Here is a 22,297-nt window from a genome sequence, read left to right as displayed (position 1 = left end):
CGCCGGATGATTTTTAGGTCGTTTCGACCTCAAATCTGATCCGGCTCTAAATCACAGAGATAACGCGTGATGTAATCGGTCGACGATGTCGCCATCCTTGGCGTCAACGAGACCGAGAATTTGAGCTCGAACCTGTCGCGCAAATATCACGCTGATCGAGGACCGCGGCTGACCTCGTCGGGCGTCAATCCGGGCGGACCGCGCCTGTCCGCTTCCGCCTGACGCACCAGCGCCATGATGCGCTTCGTCACAGGCGCCGGCACTCCGGTCTTTTGCGCGAGCCGCAGTATCGCTCCCTGCAATTCGTCGACCTCGGTCGGCCGACGACGATGGAGATCGTCCCACATCGAGGAGCGCGCCTTGGGGTCGATCGCCAGCAGCCGCCGGGCCAGGATTCCGAACAGCCAGTCCGGAAGCCGCAGCACTTTCGGCAGCAGCCATGGGGGCGGCCCAGCGATGCGCGCCGGCTCGATACGACAAGCTTTCATTGCGGCCAGCGCCTCGTCGATCTGGTCCGCCAGAATGACGCGCCAGCCGCGGTCCGCCAATTCGGTCGCCAGCGGCAGATCGGAGAGCGCGACCAGCGCATTGTTGAGGTTCATCAGCAGTTTGCTCCACTGCACCGCCCTCATGTCGGCATGGGTTTCGACCCCAAGTCCTTCGACATTGAGCAGTGCTGAAAGGCCGGGCTCAGTATTCTCGATGATGACCATGCCGTCGCTGGCGCGGCGGACGCTGAACGGCGTCTCGCCATCCGGCGATTGCACGACGTTGAACGCAACCATACCGGCAAGCACGCGATGCGCGGGAAGCGCTCCACGCAGTTTGTCCGGATTGTCGACGCCATTCTGCAGGCTGATCACAATGGCATCGGGGCGGGCATGAGCCGCAACAAGCGCCGCCATCTCCTCGGTCGCGCCGCTCTTTACGGTGACCAGAACGATATCCGCGTTGCGCAGCGCCAGCGCCGGATCGTCGCTGACCGCCAGCGTCTCAGGCCCGATGCGTCTGTCGCGGCCGTCAAGATCGCTGATCCGCAGCCCGTTGCGCAACGCCTCCACAATGCGGCCGCGGCCAAGGAAGACGACCTTACGCCCGGCGAGCGCTAGGCAGCCGCCGACATAGCAGCCGATGCTGCCGGCGCCGGCTATCGAGATCGTCTTTCCTTCTTTGGCCATGCGATCATCCCGTCCTGGCCCGCGCGACTATACGACACGACAACCATATTGTCGGCGGCTTGCTCGGCGAACATCTGCCACCGTGACAGGCCTGCCGCTTTCGACTATCGCTTTGCCCATGAAATTGCCGACCGACCCTGCCCAGAACCTTGCCGCCCTGATCCGCTGCCCTTCCGTGACGCCCGCCGAAGGCGGCGCGCTGCAGACCTTGGAAGACATGCTGAAGCCACTCGGCTTCGCCGTAGAGCGGCCGATATTCTCGGAATATGGCACGCCGAACATCGAAAATCTCTATGCGCGCCGCTCCGGCAACGGCCCACATCTGATGTTTGCCGGCCATACCGACGTGGTGCCGGTCGGCGACGAGGCGGCGTGGACGCATCCGCCCTTTGCCGCCGAGATCGCCAATGGCGAGATGTATGGCCGCGGCGCCGTCGACATGAAAGGCGGCATCGCCTGCTTCATCGCCGCGGTGGCGCGCCACATCGAGAACAATGGCGGCCCGAAAGGCTCGGTCTCGCTGCTGATCACCGGCGACGAGGAAGGGCCGGCCATCAACGGCACGGTGAAGCTGCTCGACTGGGCTGCCGCCAAGGGCGAGAAATGGGACGCCTCGATCGTCGGCGAGCCGACCAATCCGGATGCGCTTGGCGATATGATCAAGATCGGCCGGCGCGGCTCGGTCTCCGGCAGCGTCATCGTCAATGGCCGTCAGGGCCACGCCGCCTATCCGCAACTTGCCGACAACCCGGTGCGCGGGCTTATGAGCCTTGTCGACGCGCTGCTCCATCCGGTGTTCGACAGGGGAACAAAGGATTTCCAGCCGACCAATCTGGAAGTGACGTCGATCGACGTCGGCAACCCGGCGACCAATGTCATCCCGGCCAAGGCCACCGCCACGTTCAACATCCGCTTCAACGACACTTGGGATGCCGAGACCGTCCAGGCCGAGATCCACAACCGGCTCGACCAGGCGGCGGGCCGCAAGAAATATCGGCCGGGCAAGAAGACCGCCGTCGACTACGAGCTTGTCTGGCGCGACCGGCCGAGCCATGTCTTCCTTACCCGCGACGAAAAGCTGATCGAGACGCTGAGCGGTTCCGTGGCCGCGGTGGTCGGCAAGAGGCCTTCGCTCTCCACCTCCGGCGGCACTTCGGATGCGCGTTTCATCAAGGATTTTTGCCCGGTGGTCGAGTTCGGGCTGGTCGGCAAGACCATGCACATGGTCGACGAGCGCGTGGCGGTCGCCGATCTCGAGACGCTGACAGGGATATACGAGCGCTTTATCGAGGACTGGTTCGGACAAGGTCTGACGTGACCATGCTCTCAACGGACGAAACCTTTGCTTCGCTGGCCGGCGCCTGGCGGCTGATGCTCGGCAGGGCCGACGGCCTGCGCATGCTCGATCTGTCTGCGGACGGTTTTTGGAATTCCTTCTTCGCCATCGTCGTGGCGGCGCCGGCGCTGATCGTCGGCTGGGTCGGCATCGCCAATGAGATAGGCGATCCGAATGCGTTCGCCGGGCGGCTCGGCATGCTGCTCCGGCTGGCAACCGTCGACATCGGTTCCTGGGTGCTGCCGCTGGTGGCGCTTGCGCTGGTCGCGCCGCGCGCCGGCATCGGCGGCCGCTTCGTCCACTACGTCGTCGCCTCCAACTGGGCCTCCGCGATCATCGCCTGGCTGATGCTGCCGTCGGCGCTGCTGAGGCTGTTCCTGCCCTCGACCGACGAGGTCAGCGGCCTGGTCTCGCTGCTTCTGTTCGCGCTGTCGATGGTGCTGACCTGGCGCATGACCAACGCGACGATCGGCAAGGGCGCGGCTGCCGGCACCGCGGTGTTTGTCGGCATGTTCGTCGCCTCGCTGCTCGTCTTGTTCGGGCTGCAGGCGCTGCTCGGCATCGACATTCCGGACGGCGCGAGGGGCTAGGTCTCCGCGTCCTCTGCCGCGGCGGGTTTGTCAGCCGTCGCCGGATAATCCACCCCGACCAAGAACAGGCCGTCGGGCGGCGCTACCTGTCCGCAGGCTGCCCGGTTGCGCGCTTCGAGCGCTGCCTTGAGATCGGCGGCGCTCCAGGAGCCGTCGCCCACCCTGCGCAGTGAGCCGACCATCGAGCGCACCTGGTTGTGCAGGAAGGAGCGCGCCGAGGTTCGCACATCAATGAGATCTCCGGCGCGGGTGACATCGAGACGGTCAAGCGTGCGCACCGGGCTTTCGGCCTGGCACTGGGTGGAGCGGAAGGTGGTGAAATCGTGCCGCCCGAGCAGCACCTTCGCCGCCTCGTGCATGGCCTCGGCATCGAGCCGTTTCGGTACCCACCAGACCTTGCCCTTTTCAAGCGCCGACGGGGCGCGGCGGTTGAGGATGCGATAGAGATAATGGCGGCCGGTGGCCGAAAACCGCGCATCGAAATCGTTGGCGACGACGGCAGCCTTGAGGATGGCGATGCGCGCGCCGGCTGCCTGCAGATGGGCGTTGACGGCGTCGCGCACCTTGTCGCCCGCCCAGTCCCTGGCCAGATCCACATGGGCCACCTGGGCGGTCGCGTGCACGCCGGCATCGGTGCGGCCGGCGGCACGTATTCGCACCTCTTCGCCGCAGAACTTTTCGATCGCCTGCTCGATCGCCTGCTGCACCGAAAGCTGGTCCGCCTGATGCTGCCAGCCGGCGAATCGGCTGCCGTCATATTCGATATCGAGTCGAAAACGCGGCATGCCAGCTCTGCGTTCGCGCTCGCCTAGGCGGCCAGCGCGGTGAAGGCCGAAGCGTATAGCAGTCTGCCGGCCTCGGGCGCGTCGCCCCAGGCCAGCGCCTGCAGCGCCTCGCCCTGGTATTCGCTCTCGAATTTCTCGGCGCGGGCGTGGGTGTAGCCGAAGCGGCCGTAATAGGCCGGATCGCCGAGCACCACCGCCAAAGCCTCGCCGGCTTCCTTCAGGCGGACATGCGCCTCGCGGATCAGCGCGCCGCCGATGCCGGTGCCGTGGAAGGACGGCTCGACGGCCAGCGGCGCCAGCGCCACGGCCGCGAAGCGCTTGCCGCCGTTCTGCACAAAAAGCCTGGAAAACAGGATGTGGCCGACGACCTGGCCATCTTCTTCCGCAACCAGCTCGACGACGGCGTCGCCGCCGGTGACCAGCGCATCGACCAGGCCGGCCTCCGCCTGCTGGCCGAAGGCATGCTCTTCGACGAGGCGGATCGCCTCGCGATCCCGCGGCGTCGCCGCACGTATCGACATCATGCTCATTGGAGTTTCGTTCCTTTTTCGATCTTGGCCCCGCGCAAAAACTCCTGCGCGGCGGCGGGCCTTCCACCCGCCCGTTGAACTTCGACCAGCCGCACCGCGCCTGACCCGCAGGCGACCGTCAGCCGATCATCGAGAATACCTCCCGACTCGCCGACGCCGTTGGAAAGCGTCGAGCGAAGCAGTTTCAGCCGCTCCACGCGGCCACCAATTTCGACCTCGCACCACGCGCCCGGAAAGGGCGAGAGGCCGCGAATGTGATTGTGGACTTCGCCGGCAGGCCGCGTCCAGTCTACGCGTGTCTCCGATTTATCGATCTTTCGCGCATAGGTCACCCCTTCCGTCGCCTGCGGGGCAAATGTCAGACAATTTATCCCCAACTGTGCGAGCGCATCCACCATCAGCGAGGCGCCTCGAGCCATGAGGAGGTCATGCAATTCCCCGGCGGTCATATCGGGACCAATGGCGCATTTTTCAACCAATGCCACCGGGCCGGTGTCCAGCCCCTCTTCCATGCGCATCACCATCATGCCGGTTTCGACATCGCCGGCCATGATGGCGCGCTGTATGGGAGCAGCACCGCGCCAACGCGGCAAAAGTGAGGCATGGCCGTTGAGGCACCCGAGCCTGGTGGCCTCAAGAACGGGTTTCGGCAGAAGGAGGCCATAGGCGACGACCACGGCGACATCGGCCCGCAAACCGGCAAAGGCCTGCTGCTCGGTCTCTGCCTTGAGCGATGTCGGCGTGCGCACCTCGAGCCCGAGCCGTTCCGCCTCGCGCTGCACGGGCGAGGGCGTCAATTCCAACCCGCGCCGGCCGGCGGCGCGCGGCGGCTGCGTATAGACGGCGGCAATCTCGTGGCCGGCCTCGGCGATGGCGCTGAGCGTCGGCACGGAAAACTCCGGCGTGCCCATAAAGATGACGCGAAGGGGCATTTCTCCTGCCATGCTATGTTCAGGCGTCCGCTTCAAACGGGTTCACGAGCTTCAGGCCAAGCTCGTCGAAGTCGCGAACATTGCGTGTCGCAAGCGTAGCGTCATGGGCCAGACAGATAGCCGCAATCATGGCATCGGAAAGACTGACCGGACGACCGAGATTTTCCCGCATTGCCCGAAGCTTGCCGGTAAGGCGAGGTACCGAGCCAGCAAAGTCAACGATGCGACCCGAAAACTGCTTCGAGATCAGATGGTCGAGAGCACGAACGTGCCGATCAGAGCCGGTCTTATTCAGAAATCTCTCGGCGCCGAAAGATTGTTCCATGACGACCGGGCCGCACAGGTAAAGATTGAGCAGATCCTGTTTGCGAAACCATTCGACCACGTTCGGATCAGGTGTGATCCTGCTTGCTTCGGAAACGACGTTGGTGTCGAGAATAATCAATCGAAACCCTCGACCAAGGGGCCAAAGTCCTGTTTCCTCGCAGCTTCGATTTCAGCCATTGTCTCAGCAAACTCGTTGTCAATTGCGCTTTCGTTTGCGAATGCAGAGCGGATACTCTCCCATGCTGAGAAGTTTGGCTCTAGCCTTCTTTCCTTTTCCACACTCATGCCCTTCCACAAAAGATCGATGGCTTTGCCCGATAGGCTCTGGCCGACTTTTCGAGCGGCTTGCTCAATTTCGCGCTTTAGGGGTTCTGGTACATTTCTGATTAGCATATCGCTCAAGGCTAAACCTCCAAATTGATATCATGATATCATGGTTAAGCGATTTGCTCAATCATACCCAGCACGGGTTTGCGCGGCGCTGAAGACTCTTCGGGAACTAAGTTCGAATGCTTTCCTCATATGATTCGGGCCTCTTGCCCCTTCGGAGCCATTCATATGAAGACTCGTCAAAAGACATTTGGGGCGTGTCGTACGCCAGGTTCAAATCGCTCGATGAGGAATCTACGAAGGGCGAGTTGTCCAAACGACGTGAGCGGGCATTAGCTGTCTACCTCACGCCGCTTTTTGCAGTGGCATTAGTCGTGGTTTTGATATTCTCGCCAAAGTCTCGCGCGCTTGCGTTTGAGTTGGGTTCCAAAGCCATCGAAGTCGGGAAAGACTGGATCCTGCGTGGAATGCTCGAATGAGGTTCAGCCCGCCATCTTGCCCGGCGCCTTGTCCTTGGCGAGCTTCTTGAACTTCCTGACCACCATGTCGCGCTTCAGCTTCGAGATATGGTCGATGAACAGCACGCCGTTAAGATGGTCGATCTCGTGCTGCAGGCACGTCGCCATCAGGCCTTCGGCCTGCATCTCCTGCAGCTTGCCCTCGCGGTCGAGATATTTCACCCGCACCGCCGCGGGACGCTCGACCTCGGCATAGTAGTCAGGGATCGACAGGCAGCCTTCCTCATAGACCGAGCGCTCGTCGGAGCTTTCGAGGATTTCCGGATTGATGAAGACATGCGGCGCCGGCGGCTCGCCTTCCTTGGCGAGGTCGATGACCAGCAAACGCCGCGGCTCGCCGACCTGGATCGCCGCCAGCCCGATTCCCGGCGCGTCATACATGGTTTCCAGCATGTCGTCGGTGAGCTTGCGCAAGTCACCGTCGACGCGCTCGACCGGTTTGGAAACCTGGCGCAGGATTGGATCGGGAAGGATGATGAGCGGCTTGATCGACATGGCGTCTCACCTAAGACGTCGATGGAAAAGCGTCAACCGGGGCGGCTTTGACTTGTTCACGTTTTGATCTGTGCCAGCAGAGCGAATCGGTTATGCTGCCCAAATGAACGACATGACCTCGATCCTTTCGCAGCCCGTCGCGCGGCTCGGCGCCACCACAATCAGGCTCGGCGAGGCGCTTGGCTTCGGAGCGCTGCTGCTGCTGGCGCTGTTCCTGGCGCTCGTCATCGCGTTGTGGCGCGCGGGAAAGGCGCGCGCGGCAGCGGCGGCCGAAGCGGCCGACCATGCCCGCGACACCGAGGCCAGGATGGCGGACATTCTTCAGGCGCAGGCCGAGATGCAGGGTCGCATGGGCGCGATCGCCGAAGTGTTCGGCGCCAGGCAGGCCGAGCTCACCCAATCGCTCGGACAGCGGCTCGACGCCATGACCGGCCGCCTTGGCCAGACCATGGCCGAGCAGACCAAGTCGACGCATGAGAGCCTGGCCAAGCTGCAGGAGCGGCTGGCGGTGATCGACACGGCGCAGGGCAACATCCAGTCTTTAGCCGGACAGGTCGTGCAGTTGCAGGCGATCCTCTCCAACAAGCAGACTCGCGGCGCCTTCGGCCAGTCGCGCATGGAGGCAATCATTGCCGACGGCCTGCCGCACGGCGCCTACGAGTTCCAGGCGAGCCTTTCCAACGGCAGCCGGCCCGACTGCCTGGTGCGGATGCCGAACGGCGCGCCGATGCTCGCCATCGACGCCAAGTTTCCGCTGGAGGCCTGGAATGCCATTCGTGCCGCCGAAGCCGCCGACTTGCAGAAGGCGGCGGCGCAGGCGTTCCGGCGCGACATCGAGGTGCATATCCGCGATATCGCGGAAAAATACCTGATCCAGGGCGAGACGCAGGACACCGCCTTCATGTTCGTGCCCTCGGAATCGGTGTTCGCCGAGATTCACGAGAATTTCGAGGCCGTGGTGCAGAAGGCGCACCGCGCCCGCGTCGTCATCGTCTCGCCGTCCTTGCTGATGCTGTCGATCCAGGTCATCCAGGCGATCCTGAAGGACGCGCGCATGCGCGAGCAGGCGCATCTGATCCAGGGCGAGGTCATCCGCCTGATGGAGGACGTGGCGCGAGTCGACGAGCGCGTGCGCCGGCTGCAGACGCATTTCGGCCAGGCGGCCAGGGATATCGACGACATCCTCGTCTCGACGACGAAGGTCACCAAACGCGGGCAGAAGATCGAGGCGCTGGAGTTCGCCGAAGGCGAACCCGAACCGCCACGCGGTCCTGCCAAGGTGGAGGCGGGCCCACGCGTGGCCGATTCCAAGACGGGTCAGCTCAGGCTGCGCGTCGTCGAAGGCGACGACTGAGCTGCCGTAACTCCGTTACTGCTCCTCGATGGTCGTGATGCCTTCGATTTCCGGCAGCCAGTGCAACGCCGAGCGGTGCCAGACCTGCCTTCTCGGCACCAGTTGGTCGCGCTGGCGCGCCGTGCCCACCCTAATGCCGTAGATTTTCGGTCCATCGCCGACCGACGTCGCATAGAGATGCGATCCGCATTCGCCGCAAAACCCCTGCGCGCGCTTGGCGCCGCTGGATCCGGTCTTGATGTAGACCTTCGGCGTGCCCTTGGTAATCCGGTAATCCTCTTCTGGCGCGCCCACCGTCACGCGAAAGGCCGTTCCCGTCAGTTGCTGGCAATCGGTGCAATGGCAGATCGAGGTCTTTTCGGGATCGACCTCCGCTTCGTAGGTGATGGCGCCGCAATGACACCCGCCGTCGATTCTCATTCGGCTTGCTCCCAAAAGATTGCTTCTCTCAAATCTAGTCTTCTTCGGAGCCCCCGGCGATAGCCTTACGCCTGCGCTCCCATGTGCCAGTCGCCTGCGGCTTGACGAACAGCCTGGTGATTTCGGGCATGTCCTTTTTCAGTCGCGACTCCAGGCGTTCAACGCAGGTTTCGATCTCGGGCGCGGTGAGATGATCCTCGAATTCGATGCTTAGGCCTGCGACGATCTCCTCCGGGCCGATATGGACGCTCAGTATGCCGTTCGCCCGCTGCACGGCCGGATCCTGGTCTGCGATCGCCAGAACCTTGCGTTGCACCTCGGGCGAAGCAGGCTCGCCGATGAGCAGGCCCTTGCTCTCGCGCGCCAGGAAGATGGCGGTGGCGCCCAGGATGACGGCGATGCCGATCGAGCCGGCGCCGTCGAGCTCGGGGATCGCCAGAAGTTCAGACGTAAGGATGCCCGCGAAGGCGACGACGAGGCCGAGCAGCGCCGCGCTGTCCTCGAACAGCACGGTGTAGACGCTGGGGTCCTTGCTGCGGCGCACCGCCTGAAACCAGCCCTGCTTGCCCTTTTGCTGGCGGAACTCCTTCAGCGCCACCAGCCAGGAACTGCCTTCGAACAGAAAAGAAAGACCAAGCACGATGTAATTGACCTTGGCGTTGACGATCGGCTCGGGCGCCATGATGTGGATCACGCCCTCATAGAAGGAAACGCCGGCACCCAGCGCGAAAACCAGAAGCGCGACGATTAAGCTCCAGAAATAGAGTTCGCGCCCATGGCCGAGCGGATGCGTGCGGTCGGGCGGGCGCGCGGCACGGCGCATGCCGTAAAGCAGCAGCGCGCCATTGCCGGTGTCGACCAGCGAATGCACGCCCTCCGACAGCATGGCTGAAGAGCCTGTGAAGAATGCTGCGGCGAATTTGGTCAGGGCGATCGCAACATTGCCGGCGAGCGCGGCGTAGATCACTCTTTTCGAGCCGCTATGCCCTGCCATGCGCTTCCGATCCTCTTCCAAGTGGGAGCTCAGCGGCCGCCGCCCAAAGCTCCACCGACAATGCGCCAGCCGCTCCGAGGTTCAGATGCCCCTATGCATTTCTGTTGCCTGATCGATCCCGAGGTCGCGGGATGAAGGGAAAACGGTTGACATAGCGCAAGCCGGCTTTCGAAGCTGCAAGCGGCCTCTTGCGGTCGGGCGCTTCTCTTGTTTCACTTGTGCTGCCCACAAATCGGAGGAGCGAAGCATGGCGAAAGGTGCGATGAAGGCGGGCAAGGAACCCCGCAAGCCGAAAAAGGACGCCAAGAAACCGGCCGCGGCCCCGGCTCCGAAGGCGCCGCCGGTCAAGGCGATGCGCATCAAGGAGAAGTAGGCCGTCAGCGCGGCCGATCCGTCTCGATGCGGATTTGAACCGGCGGCATGCCGAATGCTGCCGGTGTTTTGTTGATCGGGGTACAGAACTCACTATATCGGTACCGCGAGGACGACCTCGCTTCCCCGAAATCCGGCCGGGACGACCCGCCACGTCAAACGTCGAGCATTCGATGCTCGATCGATGGAGCGTTCGCGATGTCCTGGATCTTCCTTTTCTTCGCCGGCCTGTTCGAGATCGGCTGGGCGATCGGCCTCAAATATACCGATGGTTTCTCGAAGCCGCTGCCGACCGTGCTCACGATCGTCTCGATGATCGTCAGCCTTGGCCTGCTCGGGCTTGCGTTGAAGACATTGCCCGTCGGCACGGCCTATGCGGTATGGACCGGCATCGGCACTGTCGGCACGGCCTTGCTCGGCATCTGGCTGCTCGGCGAGCCGGCGACCGCAGTGCGGCTTGCCTGCATCGGCCTGATCGTCTGCGGCCTCGTCGGGCTGAAGCTCGTCGGCTGATGCAGCACGAACGCGTTCAGGGCCCGCTCCTGGCGACCCTGATTCATTTTTCGAACGAACTCGAACCTAGCGGGCCGAGAAGCCAGGAGGCGTGCGACCGACGCGCGCCTTGCGGGCGGCGTAGCGCGCATCGCGCTTGGCCTTGCGTTCGGCCTCCTCGGCGAGCAGGCGGGCGATGCGTTCGGTTTCCTCGGCTTCGCGGATCTTGGCCTCGGCAGCCGCCGCCTCTTCGGCAGCAATACGGGCTGCTTCGGCCGCTGCCTCGCGTTCAGCCTTCTCGGCCGCTTCGCGCGCCAGCTTTTCCTGCTTCAACCGGGCCTTTTCGGCCTCGCGGATAGCACGGGCCTCAAGGATCGCCTTGCGTTCCGCCTGACGCGCCAGAACCGCTGGATCGTCCGCCGCCGGCTTTGACTTGAAGCGCTCCAGGAGCGCCTTCTTTGCCTCGTTCGCGGCGTTGCGCCGCTCGAATATGTCTTTTTCCCTGTAAATAGCCAAGTCCACTTCCCTGAAGTCAATTCGCGACGCTTACATACGCGCGAAAGCGGTGAGTTCAAGCGCCAAAACGGTATGCCAGCCATGAAAATCTGGGCTGTTGCCGTCGGGATACGTCGTCGCGGCGCGATGCACTGTTCACAAATCGCGCCTCTGGCGGCTCTGGGGGCCGGTCGCTACCTCTAGCGCCAACAATCAACGCCCAAGCGGCGCATCAGGATGCATGAAAATGGAACTTGGCCTCTACACTTTCGCGGATGTCAGCCCGGAGCCGGGCCCCGGCGCCATCGGCCCGCACGAACGGCTGCGCAACCTGATCGAGGAGGTCGAGCTGGCCGACCAGGTCGGTCTCGACGTGTTCGGCCTCGGCGAACACCATCGCCCCGACTATGCGGCCTCAGCGCCGGTCGTGGCGCTGGCCGCGGCCGCGGAGCGGACGAAGCGGATCAAGCTCACCAGCGCGGTCACGGTGCTTTCTTCCGACGATCCGGTGCGGGTCTTCCAGCAGTTCGCGACGCTCGACCTTCTGTCCGGGGGCCGCGCCGAGATCATGGCCGGGCGCGGCTCCTTCATCGAATCGTTTCCGCTGTTCGGTTACAATCTCGAGGACTATGACGAGCTCTTCGCCGAGAAGCTCGATCTCCTGCTTGCCATCCGCGAGCAGGTGAAGGTGACGTGGCAGGGCAAGCTGCGCGCGCCGATCAACGGCCGCGGCGTCTATCCCCGACCTTTCCGGGACAAGCTGCCGATCTGGATCGCCATTGGCGGGACGCCGCAGTCCGCCGCCCGTGCCGGCGCGCTCGGCCTGCCGCTGGCGCTTGCCATCATCGGCGGCGAGCCGGCCCGCTTCGCGCCGCTGTTCGAGATCTATCGCGAGGCGGCAAGGCGCGCCGGCAACGATCCCGCCTCGCTCGCGACCAGCTTGAACGTGCATGGCTTCGTCGGCGAGACGACCGAGAAGGCGGCCGACGATTTCTACGCACCGCAAGCCGAGGTGATGAACCGCATCGGCCGTGAGCGCGGCTGGGGGCCGACCTCGCGGGCGCATTTCGATCAGGCGCGCGGGCCGAACGGCGCGCTGTTCGTCGGCGATCCCGAACAGGTGGCGCAAAAGATCGTCGCCCAGCACAAGATCTTCGGCAACGACCGCTTCCTGTTGCAGATGGCGATCGGCACCATGCCGCATGCCAAGGTCATGAAGGCGATCGAGCTCTACGGCACCAAGGTGGCGCCGGTCGTGCGCAAGGAAACGGCGAAGGCCGCGCCGGCGCCCGTCGCCTGAGGACGCCTGCCCGGCAAGACGCGCCCTCACCGCCGGCTAAGGAACCTTGGCGGCGGCGCGTACGTTTTCCTCGGGGATCGCGAGGGAACGGATGAAGGTCGAAACGAGCGCTTCGGGTTCGAACGTTGCCGAAAGCCCGGACGAGCGCGCCAGCGCCCGCGCCGAATTGCGCCTGATTCGATTGCTGCTGATCGGCATCTTCGTGCTGATAACGATCGCCGCGCTTTACTTCGCCAGCGCCTTCTTCATGCCGGTGATCCTCGCCTTCCTGCTGGCGCTGACGCTGACCCCGATCGTGCGCTTCCTGCGCAAGCGCGGCATCCCAGAAGTCGCCTCCGCGACGCTGCTGGTGTTGCTGTCCCTCTTCGTCTTCGCCAGCGCCGGTTACCTGCTCAGCGGCCCGGTCATCGACCTCATCAACAACAGCTACTCGATCGGCGAGCAACTCACCGAGCGGCTGGCGCCGTTCAAGCGTCCGCTGGAGAGGGTCATGGATCTCTCGCGTCAACTGCAGGCCCTGACCGAGACATCGCAGGAACCGGGTGTGCAGAAGGTCGCGCTGGCGCCGTCCGGCATCCTGTCGACGGCGGCCAGCAACATTCTGGGAGCCGGCACGAGCATCACCCTCGTCTTCGTGCTGTCGCTGTTCCTGCTCGCCTCCGGCACCTTGTTCTACGAGAAGATCGTCCAGTCCTTCGCCCACCTCAGCGACAAGAAGCGCGCGCTGCGCATCGTCTATGACGTCGAGCACGAGATTTCCCATTACCTGCTTACCGTGGCGGCCATCAATGCCGGCCTCGGCACGGTGATCGGACTTGGCCTTTGGGGACTTGGGATGCCGAACCCGCAGGTCTGGGGCGCGGCCGCGGCGCTGCTCAACTTCCTGCCCTATGTCGGCGGGCTGATCACCTTGCTGCTGGTCACGATCATCGCGCTGATCAGCTTCGATACGATCCCCTACGCCCTGCTGGCACCCGCCTTCGTTTTGTTGTGCGACATCGTCGAGGGCCAGTTCGTGACCCCGACGGTGGTCGGCCGGCGGCTCGAGATAAACGCGGTGGCGATCTTCATCGCCATCGCCTTCTGGTCATGGCTCTGGGGTTTCGTCGGCGCGCTGATGGCGGTGCCGCTGCTGGTGGTCATCAAGGTGTTCTGCGACCATTTCGATGGCCTCAGCCATGTCGGCAATTTCCTCGCCGCGCAGCAGACCATGGCGATCGACGACGAGGCCGGCGATAACAACCACAAATCCGGCGCGTGAGGCCTGGCCCAATCTGCATGTCCGGCCGGCTGTTTGCGGCGCCCATGGCGAGTGCCTATATCGGTCCGGTCTAACCGGACCCGCCTGCATGAATGACTTCGGTCTCGCGCTGCGCAACAACCGCCTGTCTATCCACCATCTCGGCGGCCGCAGCGAGCAGCGGGAAATCGCCTCGGCGACCGAACTCGCCGACGTGCTGGACGGCCAGTTCGCCATCGTCATTCCCGACCGCGCCGAATTCGAGGCCCGGTTGCGGCAGAAGCAAATCGTGGAGACCTGACCAATGACGGCCCTTTCGGTTCTCGACCTGTCGCCGATCACGCAAGGCAGCGATGCCTCGCGGTCGCTGGCCAATTCGCTCGACCTTGCCTGCCATGCCGAGCGGCTTGGCTACAAGCGCTACTGGCTCGCCGAGCACCACAACATGCCGGGCATTGCCAGTGCCGCGACGTCGGTTGTCATCGCCCATATCGCCGGCGGCACCAAGACTATCCGCGTCGGCGCCGGCGGCATCATGCTGCCCAACCATGCGCCGCTGATGATTGCCGAGCAGTTCGGCACGCTGGCAGCACTTTTCCCCGGCCGCATCGATCTCGGCCTCGGTCGCGCGCCAGGCACCGATATGATGACGGCGCGGGCGCTTCGCCGCAACCTGGAGGCCAGCGACAACTTCCCCCAGGACGTGGTCGAGCTGATGGGCTATTTCCAGCCGGCCGAGGAAGGTCAGCGCATCCGCGCGGTGCCGGGCGAAGGCCAGGACGTGCCGGTCTGGATCCTTGGCTCCAGCCTCTATGGCGCGCAGCTCGCGGCGCTGCTTGGGCTGCCCTATGCTTTCGCCTCGCATTTCGCGCCGGCCGAACTCGACCACGCGCTGGAGGTCTATCGCACTCGCTTCCAGCCGTCGGCGCAGCTCGACAAGCCTTATGTGATGCTCGGCCTCAATGTCTTTGCGGCACCCACCGATGCCGAGGCGAAGCTTTTGTTCACCTCGCTGCAGCAGGCCTTCGTCAACCTGCGCAGCGGCCGGCCCGGCCAGCTGCCGCCGCCGGTCGAAAACTACGACCGCGACCTTGATCCCGTCGCCAGATCCATGCTGGCCCAGGCGCTGTCCTGTGCCGTCGTCGGCGCGCCGGAGACGGTCCGCCAGGGCATCGACGCCTTCGTGCGCCGCACCGGCGCCGACGAATTGATGGTGACGGCGCAGATGTTCGACCACACCGCGCGGGTGCGCTCCTTCGAGATCCTCGCGGACGTGCGCAGATCGATGTCGCAAGCCGCCTGACCGCTGGCCGCCTGTCGACCGGGGGGCGCAAGCGATCGCGGAAAACACATCTTTCTGAAGCTCCACGGAACTCCGTTCGCAGGCATTCACGCCCGGATCATGGCGACTGCGACGTTTTTGCCCGCGCCGGATTTACCTCGGTCCGGGCGTATCGGGCGGCAAATCGGCCGCAAAATTGGCGATTTAGCACCGTTCCCGGCAGGGGATCGGCTTGGTGGATGCGTTGCGCAGGATGCTTGCGCCTCGTGCCGCCTGTTCTTATATACGCGCCAACCGCCCGGCCTTGAAAACCCGGGGACCGTGGCGGAATTTCTTGTGAACAGGGGCTTTCGTCGGAACGCCTTATTCAGGGTCCTGAGAGCCTGCTTAGAGGAGAGACTAGAACAATGGCAAAAGTAATCGGTATCGACCTCGGAACCACCAACTCCTGCATCGCCATCATGGACGGCAAGGAGCCCAAGGTTATCGAGAATGCGGAAGGCGCGCGCACGACCCCTTCCATCGTCGCCATCAACAGCGATGGCGAACGCCTCGTCGGCCAGCCGGCCAAGCGCCAGGCGGTCACCAATCCTGAAAACACCATCTTCGCGGTCAAGCGCCTGATCGGCCGCCGCTATGACGATCCGGTGACGGAGAAGGACAAGAAGCTTGTCCCCTATAAGATCGTCAAGGGCGACAATGGCGATGCCTGGGTCGAGGCCGGCGGCAAGAAGCTTTCGCCCAGCCAGATCTCGGCCATGATCCTGCAGAAGATGAAGGAAACGGCTGAAGCCTATCTCGGCGAGAAGGTCGAGAAAGCGGTCATCACCGTTCCGGCCTATTTCAACGATGCCCAGCGCCAGGCGACCAAGGACGCCGGCAAGATCGCCGGCCTCGAAGTGCTGCGCATCATCAACGAGCCGACGGCTGCCGCACTTGCCTATGGTCTGGAGAAGAAGGACGGCAAGACCATTGCCGTCTATGACCTTGGCGGCGGCACGTTCGACATTTCGGTGCTCGAGATCGGCGACGGCGTCTTCGAGGTGAAGTCGACCAACGGCGACACCTTCCTCGGCGGCGAGGACTTCGACATGCGCCTGGTCGAGTACCTGGCGGCCGAGTTCAAGAAGGAGCAAGGCATCGACCTCAAGGCCGACAAGCTCGCCCTGCAGCGCCTGAAGGAAGCGGCCGAGAAGGCCAAGATCGAGCTGTCGTCGACGACGCAGACCGAGATCAACCTGCCCTTCATCACTGCCGACGCCAGCGGGCCGAAGCACCTGACGATGAAGCTCACCCGGGCGAAGTTCGAGAGCCTGGTCGAGGACCTCGTGCAGCGCACCATCGACCCCTGCAAGGCGGCGCTCAAGGATGCCGGCCTGAAGGCGGGCGAGATCGACGAAGTGGTGCTGGTCGGCGGCATGACTCGCATGCCCAAGATCCAGGAGATCGTGAAGCAGTTCTTCGGCAAGGAGCCGCACAAGGGCGTCAACCCGGATGAGGTGGTCGCGCTCGGCGCCGCCATCCAGGCCGGCGTGCTGCAGGGCGACGTGAAGGACGTGCTGTTGCTCGACGTGACGCCGCTGTCGCTCGGCATCGAGACGCTGGGCGGCGTTTTCACCAGGCTGATCGAACGCAACACCACGATCCCGACTAAGAAGAGCCAGGTGTTCTCGACGGCCGAGGATTCGCAGTCGGCGGTGACCATCCGCGTCTTCCAGGGCGAGCGCGAGATGGCGGCCGACAACAAGCTGCTCGGCCAGTTCGATCTGGTCGGCATTCCGCCGGCTCCGCGCGGCGTGCCGCAGATCGAGGTCACCTTCGACATCGACGCCAACGGCATCGTCAACGTCTCGGCCAAGGACAAGGGCACCGGCAAGGAGCACCAGATCCGCATCCAGGCTTCGGGTGGTCTGTCCGATGCCGACATCGAGAAGATGGTGAAGGACGCCGAGGTAAATGCCGAGGCCGACAAGAAGCGCCGCGCCCTCGTCGAGGCCCGCAACCAGGCCGAATCGCTGGTGCATTCGTCCGAGAAGTCGCTGAAGGACTATGGCGACAAGGTCTCGGAGGCCGACCGCACCGCGATCGCCGACGCGATTGCGGCGCTGAAGTCCGCAGCTGAAGGCGATGACGTGGCCGATATCGAGGCCAAGTCGCAGTCGCTCGCCGAAGCTTCGATGAAGCTTGGCCAGGCCATGTACGAGGCCTCGCAGAAGGAAGCGGCCGAAGCCGACGCCAAGGCGGACGCCGCCAAGGATTCGGACGTGGTCGACGCCGACTTCGAGGAAATCGACGAAGACGACGACAAGAAGAAGTCGGCCTGAGCCGGCTGACGGCCACATAATGCGAAAAGCCCGGCGCAAGGCCGGGCTTTTTTGCAACCTTCACCGAAAAAGTGCGGACCTGGCCCAAAAATTGACGGAAAAACACCGGTGAGCACGGCTCGGCTCTGGCATCCGGGCAACATCGCTCCTAAATCGAACAACGTGCCGGCGACGACGCGACAATGCTTGAAGACATTGAGCATCCGGACAGCGGGAAAAAATGAAAGCTGATTTCTACGAAACGCTGGGCGTGCAAAAAGGCGCCGACGACAAGGAGCTGAAGAGCGCTTTCCGCAAGCTCGCCATGCAGTTCCATCCCGACCGCAACCCCGGCGACCATGCCTGCGAGCACAAGTTCAAGGAAATCAACGAAGCCTACGAGACGCTGAAGGACCCGCAGAAGCGCGCGGCCTATGACCGTTTCGGCCACGCCGCCTTCGAGCAGGGCGGCATGAATGGCGCGGCGCACGGCTTCGGCGCCGGCGGCTTCGCCGACATCTTCGAAGACATTTTCGGCGATATGATGGGTGGCCGCCAGCGCCGCTCGTCGGGCGGCCGCGAGCGCGGGGCCGACCTGCGCTACAACATGGAAATCTCGCTGGAAGAGGCGTTTTTGGGCAAGACGGCGCAGATCCGCGTGCCGGCATCGATTTCCTGTTCGGAATGCTCCGGCAGCGGCGCCAAGCCCGGCACGCAGCCGGTCACCTGCGCGATGTGCCACGGCCATGGCAAGGTGCGGGCAACGCAAGGCTTCTTCTCGATCGAGCGCACCTGCCCGCAATGCCAGGGGCGCGGCCAGACGATCAAGGACCCCTGCCCGAAATGCGCCGGCCAGGGCCGCGTCACCGAGGAGCGTTCGCTGTCGGTCAACATCCCGGCCGGCATCGAGGACGGAACACGCATCCGGCTTGCCAATGAGGGCGAGGCCGGCCTGCGCGGCGGCCCCTCGGGCGACCTCTACATCTTCCTTGCCGTCAAGCCGCACGAATTCTTCCAGCGCGACGGCGCCGACCTCTACTGCAAGGTGCCGATCTCGATGACGACCGCCGCCCTCGGCGGCTCGTTCGAGGTCACCACGCTCGACGGCACGCAGACCAAGGTGAAAGTGCCGGAAGGCACCCAGAACGGCCGCCAGTTCCGGCTGAAGGGCAAGGGCATGCCGGTGCTGCGGCAGCCCAATGTCGGCGATCTCTACATCCAGACGGCGGTCGAGACGCCGCAGAACCTGTCGCGGCGCCAGCGCGAGCTCCTGGAAGAGTTCGAGCAGCTCTCCTCGAAGGACAATTCGCCCCAGTCGAGCGGCTTCTTCGCCCGCATGAAGGACTTTTTCGAATCCTTCGGCGAGCCCTGAGTGGGGTGCGACAGGGGTTGACGCGCTGCCTCAGCGTCATCAACATCTTATGCCAGATCTTGCCTTGCCTTGTTCCACCTAGCTGCTAAGTAGCGGGTCGGGGAGCGTTGAGGAGAGCTCGCATGGCACGTGGTCCCGGGTTGCGCAAAGCGCTGGCGGAAAAATTCGACGACGAGCTGAAGTTCTTCAAAGGCTGGATCGACAAGCCGAAAGCTGTCGGCTCGATCGTTCCCACCAGTTCCGTGACCGCCCGCAAGATGGCCTCGATCGTCAACCCGAAATCGGGCCTGCCGGTGCTGGAGGTCGGCCCCGGCACCGGCGTCATCACCCGCGCCATCCTCGCCCAGGGCGTGAAGCCGGAGAACCTCTACGCGATCGAATACTCGACCGACTTCGTGCGCCATCTGCGCCGGCTCTATCCGCGCGTCAAGGTCATCGAGGGCGACGCCTTCAACCTCGACGCAACACTCGGCGACAAGCGCGACTTGGTGTTCGATTCGGTCGTCTCCGGCGTGCCGCTGCTCAATTTCCCGGTCGCCCAGCGCATCGCCTACATCGAAAGCCTGCTCGACCGCATTCCCGTCGGCCGGCCGATCGTGCAGCTGACCTACGGCCCGCTGTCGCCGATCCCGCCCGGCCGCGGCGACTACACGGTCAAGCATTTCGATTTCATCATCCGCAACATTCCGCCTACGCAGCTGTGGATCTACCGACGCGAGGCATGTTGACCGAAAGCGCTTGGCCATCGAAAGCGCTTGGGGATTGATCGCTCTTCGGCCTATACGTCGTTCGACAGGTGGCCGATGGCAGTAATCCCAAGAATCCTCGTTTTCGCAGGCTCGATCCGCACCGGCGCTTTCAGCGGCCGGACGGCCGATGTCGCGCAAAAGGAACTCGCCATGCAGGGTGCGGAGGTGACCCGCATTTCGCTCGGCGACTATCCGCTGCCGATCATGGACGAGGATCTTGAGAAGGACAAAGGCATTCCCGAGAATGCCGTGAAGCTCGGCCATCAGATATCCGCCCATGACGGGCTGCTGATCGCGACGCCTGAATATAACGGCTCGATCCCGCCGCTCTTGAAGAATTCGATCGACTGGGTGAGCCGGCTCCGGCGCGACGGCAGCCGCTCGTTCAGGCCGCTTTACGGCAAGCCCGTCGCGCTCTGCTCCTCCTCCGAGGGCAAGTTTGCCGGCATACGCTGCATCAACCATCTGCGAGCGGTGCTGGTGCGCTGCCAGATGGAAGTGATCACGCCGGAATGCTCGGTTTCCGGCGCCGATGAAGCCTTCGCCGAGGACGGACAATTCCGCGACGCCAGACTGCACCAATCGATGGAGCGCCTATGCCGTACACTGATCGAAACCTCGCGCATGCTGTCCGTGAGGATCGAGGTCTGATGCATCCGGTCGAGACCATGCGCGACAGGCTGATCGTCGGCCTCGACGTGCCGACGCTGAAAGAAGCTGAACAGACGGTGCGCGAGCTCGAAGGCAGCGTCTCTTTCTATAAGATCGGCTATCAGCTCGCCTTTGCCGGCGGGCTCGATTTCGCGCGCGAGCTCGCCAGCGGCGGCACCAAGGTCTTCCTCGACATGAAGCTGCTCGATATCGACAACACGGTGGCCAAGGGGGTCGAGAATATCGCCAGGATGGGGGTCTCGATGCTGACACTGCATGCCTATCCCAAGGCTATGCAGGCGGCGGTGGAAGCAGCCAAAGGCAGCGATCTCTGCCTGCTCGCGGTGACCGTGCTGACCTCGATGGACGAGCAGGACATGATCGATGCCGGCTATGAACACGATCCGCACACGCTGGTGCTGAGGCGCGCCGAACAGGCGCTGCATGCCGGCATGGGCGGCATCGTCTGCTCGGCCGAGGAGGCCGAAGCCGTGCGCCGGATCGTCGGTCCCGACATGGCCGTGGTCACGCCGGGTATACGGCCGAGCGGCAGCGACCATGGCGACCAGAAGCGTGTGGTGACGCCGGCGCAGGCGATCCGCAACGGCTCCAGCCACCTTGTCGTCGGCCGGCCGATCGTCAAGGCGCCGGATCGGCGGGCGGCGGCCGAGGCTATCTTGGCCGAAATGTGCTCGGCATAGGGCCGATCCGGTTTGCGAACCGAAACAGGAGAAAATGATGCCAAAGGGATATTGGGTTGCCCGCGTCGATGTGCGCGACCCGGAAGGCTACAAGGACTATGTCGCCGCCGCCAAACCGGCTTTCGAGCGCTTCGGCGCGAAATTCCTGGCGCGCGGCGGCGAGCATGAGAAGGCCGAGGGGCCCGGCCGCGCGCGCAATGTGATCATCGAGTTCGATTCGCTTGCCGCCGCACATGACTGCTACCACTCGCCGGAATATCAGCGCGCCGTCGCCATTCGCCAGAAAGTGGCCGACGGCGAGATCGTGCTGGTCGAGGGCGTTTGATCGTCTGAATCGTTCTGCCTTGACATGATCAAGGAAGGCGGTGGCGCAGAATAGAGATTTGCAGCGATCCTTCGCCGGCGTCTCAAAGCCGCTCCGCAGCCGCAGGCCGGTGCAATCCCTAAGCTTATGCCCTCAGCCGGCTGGTCGCCGTCTCCGCCATCGCATCCGCCAGGCTCATGCTCCATTGCCTGCGGCAATAGTCGCGGAAATCGAAGCAGGGCAGGCCGGGACAGACTTCGAACTCGATGAGATGGACGGTGTCGTCGGCCTCGACCCTGAAATCGACCGAGAAGACGTCCTTCAGGCCAAGCCCGGCGATCAGCTCCTGCGCGATGGCGCGGATCGCGCGATCGGCCGCCGGCTGGCTGGCGGCGACCTGCTCGAGCTCCGGCTCGGCATAGGTGCCTGCGTCCCTGGCGGCTTGGCCGCTATCGCCGTAGAGCGCCATGGAGTCGGCCATGGTCTGGAAGTCGCCGCCGGACTCGACGAAGGCGATGCCGAGCGCCTCGACGCCGGTATCCGGCTTCAGACCGAGGAAGCTTGCCCGCACATTACGGCCGGCGACATAAGGCTGGACGACGACATCGTCGCGATAATGGTCAAAGACCCGCCGGCTGAGCTCCAGCGCATGACCAAGATCGCGACAGCGCGAATCCGGCCAGATGCCGATCTTGGCGCCGAGCCGGTTTGGTTTGACGAACCAGCCGGCGGACGAGGCCGACGGCTCGACCAGCCATTTCCCATTTCGGGCCAGCCCGGCCGGCGGCACCGGCAGGCCAAGCGCGCCGAGCACGGCGCCGGAGCGGAACTTGTCCTGGCAGAGCGCGAACAGCGAATCGTCGGCGCCGATCGTCTTCAGTCCGTTCAGCCTTGCCAGCGCAGGCGAAGCGCCGCCGCGGAAATAGGCGATGCCGTCGGTCAGCGTCCAGACCAGGGTTTTGGCGGGATCGGCGTTCGCCAAGACGGTCGCGGCGTCGTCCAGCTCGACGGCCATCAAGGTGAGGCCGCGCGTTTCGCAAGCGGCGGCGAGCTGGCCGAATTCGGGCGCGAGGTCGGTCGACTGCGCCAGATAGGACGATATCTCGGTTGCGCGTTCCGTCTGGTAGCCGTCGGCGACCAGCCGGTCGAAGCAAGCCCTCTCCGGCTCATGGACAAGGATCAGCGTCGGCCCGTTGCTCGGCATGGAAGCTCCCAGAAAAGTCTGGTGCTACCATCGCATGGCGGTT

At 64.0% G+C, this 22,297-nt stretch carries 26 protein-coding genes; 15 read left to right on the top strand and 11 right to left on the bottom strand.

Annotated elements, in window-relative coordinates; translation table 11 throughout:
- Window positions 1-146: 146 nt before the first annotated feature.
- Window positions 147-1,178 (bottom strand): 2-dehydropantoate 2-reductase, encoded by a 1,032-nt coding sequence (locus A9K66_RS11945; protein ID WP_067323782.1) that lies wholly within the window; start codon window positions 1,176-1,178, stop codon window positions 147-149.
- 118 nt (window positions 1,179-1,296) lie between these two features.
- On the opposite strand from A9K66_RS11945, the gene dapE reads away from it, so the two are divergent.
- Window positions 1,297-2,496: a succinyl-diaminopimelate desuccinylase gene (dapE, locus tag A9K66_RS11940; RefSeq protein WP_067323780.1), complete on the top strand. Its 1,200-nt coding sequence runs from the start codon at window positions 1,297-1,299 to the stop codon at window positions 2,494-2,496.
- Between the two features lie 2 nt (window positions 2,497-2,498).
- Window positions 2,499-3,104 carry a transporter gene (locus A9K66_RS11935; protein WP_067323778.1) on the top strand — a complete coding sequence of 202 codons (606 nt, stop codon included), beginning with the start codon at window positions 2,499-2,501 and terminating at the stop codon, window positions 3,102-3,104.
- Here the strand turns inward: A9K66_RS11935 and truA are convergent.
- The 6 genes from truA to def all read right to left on the bottom strand — a co-directional run bounded on the left by truA (window position 3,101) and on the right by def (window position 7,021).
- Complete coding sequence (gene truA, locus A9K66_RS11930) at window positions 3,101-3,889, bottom strand: tRNA pseudouridine(38-40) synthase TruA (RefSeq protein WP_067323777.1); 789 nt, start codon at window positions 3,887-3,889, stop codon at window positions 3,101-3,103. The two genes, A9K66_RS11935 and truA, sit on opposite strands and share 4 nt — an antisense overlap.
- 23 nt (window positions 3,890-3,912) lie before the next feature.
- Window positions 3,913-4,419 carry an N-acetyltransferase gene (locus A9K66_RS11925; protein ID WP_067323775.1) on the bottom strand — a complete coding sequence of 169 codons (507 nt, stop codon included), beginning with the start codon at window positions 4,417-4,419 and terminating at the stop codon, window positions 3,913-3,915.
- On the bottom strand, window positions 4,416-5,351 hold the full coding sequence (gene fmt / locus A9K66_RS11920; protein ID WP_067323773.1) for a methionyl-tRNA formyltransferase: 936 nt from the start codon (window positions 5,349-5,351) through the stop codon (window positions 4,416-4,418). The genes A9K66_RS11925 and fmt overlap by 4 nt, the downstream gene beginning before the upstream one ends.
- A 19-nt stretch (window positions 5,352-5,370) precedes the next feature.
- Window positions 5,371-5,796 carry a type II toxin-antitoxin system VapC family toxin gene (locus tag A9K66_RS11915; RefSeq protein ID WP_067323771.1) on the bottom strand — a complete coding sequence of 142 codons (426 nt, stop codon included), beginning with the start codon at window positions 5,794-5,796 and terminating at the stop codon, window positions 5,371-5,373.
- Window positions 5,793-6,071 carry a plasmid stabilization protein gene (locus tag A9K66_RS11910; RefSeq protein ID WP_082953832.1) on the bottom strand — a complete coding sequence of 93 codons (279 nt, stop codon included), beginning with the start codon at window positions 6,069-6,071 and terminating at the stop codon, window positions 5,793-5,795. Before A9K66_RS11910 ends, A9K66_RS11915 begins: the two co-directional genes overlap by 4 nt.
- A gap of 419 nt (window positions 6,072-6,490) precedes the next feature.
- On the bottom strand, window positions 6,491-7,021 hold the full coding sequence (gene def, locus A9K66_RS11900) for a peptide deformylase (RefSeq protein ID WP_067323765.1): 531 nt from the start codon (window positions 7,019-7,021) through the stop codon (window positions 6,491-6,493).
- Between the two features lie 103 nt (window positions 7,022-7,124).
- On the opposite strand from def, the gene A9K66_RS11895 reads away from it, so the two are divergent.
- Window positions 7,125-8,375 (top strand): DNA recombination protein RmuC, encoded by a 1,251-nt coding sequence (locus A9K66_RS11895; RefSeq protein ID WP_067323763.1) that lies wholly within the window; start codon window positions 7,125-7,127, stop codon window positions 8,373-8,375.
- A gap of 15 nt (window positions 8,376-8,390) precedes the next feature.
- Here A9K66_RS11895 and A9K66_RS11890 read toward each other — a convergent pair whose 3' ends face one another.
- Together A9K66_RS11890 and A9K66_RS11885 are read right to left on the bottom strand one after the other, a co-directional pair.
- Complete coding sequence (locus A9K66_RS11890; protein ID WP_067323761.1) at window positions 8,391-8,795, bottom strand: GFA family protein; 405 nt, start codon at window positions 8,793-8,795, stop codon at window positions 8,391-8,393.
- 34 nt (window positions 8,796-8,829) lie between these two features.
- Window positions 8,830-9,789, bottom strand: coding sequence for a cation diffusion facilitator family transporter (locus tag A9K66_RS11885; protein ID WP_067324644.1), 960 nt, complete (start codon window positions 9,787-9,789; stop codon window positions 8,830-8,832).
- A gap of 247 nt (window positions 9,790-10,036) precedes the next feature.
- Between A9K66_RS11885 and A9K66_RS31485 the strand changes: the two genes are divergently transcribed.
- Both A9K66_RS31485 and sugE read left to right on the top strand, forming a co-directional pair.
- Window positions 10,037-10,162, top strand: coding sequence for a hypothetical protein (locus tag A9K66_RS31485; protein WP_082953831.1), 126 nt, complete (start codon window positions 10,037-10,039; stop codon window positions 10,160-10,162).
- Between the two features lie 197 nt (window positions 10,163-10,359).
- Window positions 10,360-10,674, top strand: a complete 315-nt coding sequence (gene sugE / locus A9K66_RS11880) for a quaternary ammonium compound efflux SMR transporter SugE (protein ID WP_067323759.1) — start codon at window positions 10,360-10,362, stop codon at window positions 10,672-10,674.
- 66 nt (window positions 10,675-10,740) lie between these two features.
- Here the strand turns inward: sugE and A9K66_RS11875 are convergent, their stop codons facing one another.
- On the bottom strand, window positions 10,741-11,169 hold the full coding sequence (locus A9K66_RS11875; RefSeq protein WP_067323757.1) for a DUF6481 family protein: 429 nt from the start codon (window positions 11,167-11,169) through the stop codon (window positions 10,741-10,743).
- A gap of 226 nt (window positions 11,170-11,395) precedes the next feature.
- On the opposite strand from A9K66_RS11875, the gene A9K66_RS11870 reads away from it, so the two are divergent.
- The 10 genes from A9K66_RS11870 to A9K66_RS11825 all read left to right on the top strand — a co-directional run bounded on the left by A9K66_RS11870 (window position 11,396) and on the right by A9K66_RS11825 (window position 21,071).
- Window positions 11,396-12,448, top strand: a complete 1,053-nt coding sequence (locus A9K66_RS11870) for an LLM class flavin-dependent oxidoreductase (protein WP_067324642.1) — start codon at window positions 11,396-11,398, stop codon at window positions 12,446-12,448.
- 91 nt (window positions 12,449-12,539) lie between these two features.
- Window positions 12,540-13,709, top strand: a complete 1,170-nt coding sequence (locus A9K66_RS11865) for an AI-2E family transporter (protein WP_067323755.1) — start codon at window positions 12,540-12,542, stop codon at window positions 13,707-13,709.
- Between the two features lie 88 nt (window positions 13,710-13,797).
- Window positions 13,798-13,989, top strand: a complete 192-nt coding sequence (locus A9K66_RS11860; protein ID WP_067323753.1) for a hypothetical protein — start codon at window positions 13,798-13,800, stop codon at window positions 13,987-13,989.
- Between the two features lie 3 nt (window positions 13,990-13,992).
- A complete protein-coding gene (locus A9K66_RS11855; RefSeq protein WP_067323751.1) occupies window positions 13,993-14,991 on the top strand; it encodes an LLM class flavin-dependent oxidoreductase in 999 nt (332 codons plus the stop codon).
- Between the two features lie 386 nt (window positions 14,992-15,377).
- Complete coding sequence (dnaK, locus tag A9K66_RS11850) at window positions 15,378-17,294, top strand: molecular chaperone DnaK (RefSeq protein ID WP_067323749.1); 1,917 nt, start codon at window positions 15,378-15,380, stop codon at window positions 17,292-17,294.
- A 220-nt stretch (window positions 17,295-17,514) separates the two neighbouring features.
- On the top strand, window positions 17,515-18,645 hold the full coding sequence (gene dnaJ, locus A9K66_RS11845) for a molecular chaperone DnaJ (RefSeq protein ID WP_067003083.1): 1,131 nt from the start codon (window positions 17,515-17,517) through the stop codon (window positions 18,643-18,645).
- Between the two features lie 122 nt (window positions 18,646-18,767).
- Complete coding sequence (gene pmtA, locus A9K66_RS11840; RefSeq protein ID WP_067323747.1) at window positions 18,768-19,373, top strand: phospholipid N-methyltransferase PmtA; 606 nt, start codon at window positions 18,768-18,770, stop codon at window positions 19,371-19,373.
- A 75-nt stretch (window positions 19,374-19,448) separates the two neighbouring features.
- The gene (locus A9K66_RS11835) at window positions 19,449-20,045 is read left to right on the top strand and encodes an NADPH-dependent FMN reductase (protein ID WP_067323746.1); all 597 of its coding nucleotides are present in this window, start codon (window positions 19,449-19,451) and stop codon (window positions 20,043-20,045) included.
- On the top strand, window positions 20,045-20,746 hold the full coding sequence (gene pyrF / locus A9K66_RS11830) for an orotidine-5'-phosphate decarboxylase (RefSeq protein WP_067323744.1): 702 nt from the start codon (window positions 20,045-20,047) through the stop codon (window positions 20,744-20,746). The genes A9K66_RS11835 and pyrF overlap by 1 nt, the downstream gene beginning before the upstream one ends.
- Window positions 20,747-20,783: 37 nt before the next feature.
- Window positions 20,784-21,071 (top strand): DUF1330 domain-containing protein, encoded by a 288-nt coding sequence (locus tag A9K66_RS11825; RefSeq protein WP_067324640.1) that lies wholly within the window; start codon window positions 20,784-20,786, stop codon window positions 21,069-21,071.
- 124 nt (window positions 21,072-21,195) lie between these two features.
- Here A9K66_RS11825 and A9K66_RS11820 read toward each other — a convergent pair whose 3' ends face one another.
- Entirely contained in the window at window positions 21,196-22,254 is a 1,059-nt protein-coding gene (locus tag A9K66_RS11820) for a D-alanine:D-lactate ligase-like protein (protein WP_067323742.1), read from the bottom strand.
- Window positions 22,255-22,297 lie beyond the last annotated feature (43 nt).

The sequence above is a fragment of the Mesorhizobium sp. AA23 genome (assembly GCF_001672435.1).
GTDB lineage: Bacteria > Pseudomonadota > Alphaproteobacteria > Rhizobiales > Rhizobiaceae > Mesorhizobium.
The sequence above is the reverse complement of the archived record's forward strand: the minus strand, read 5'-3'. Positions and strand labels throughout refer to the sequence as shown.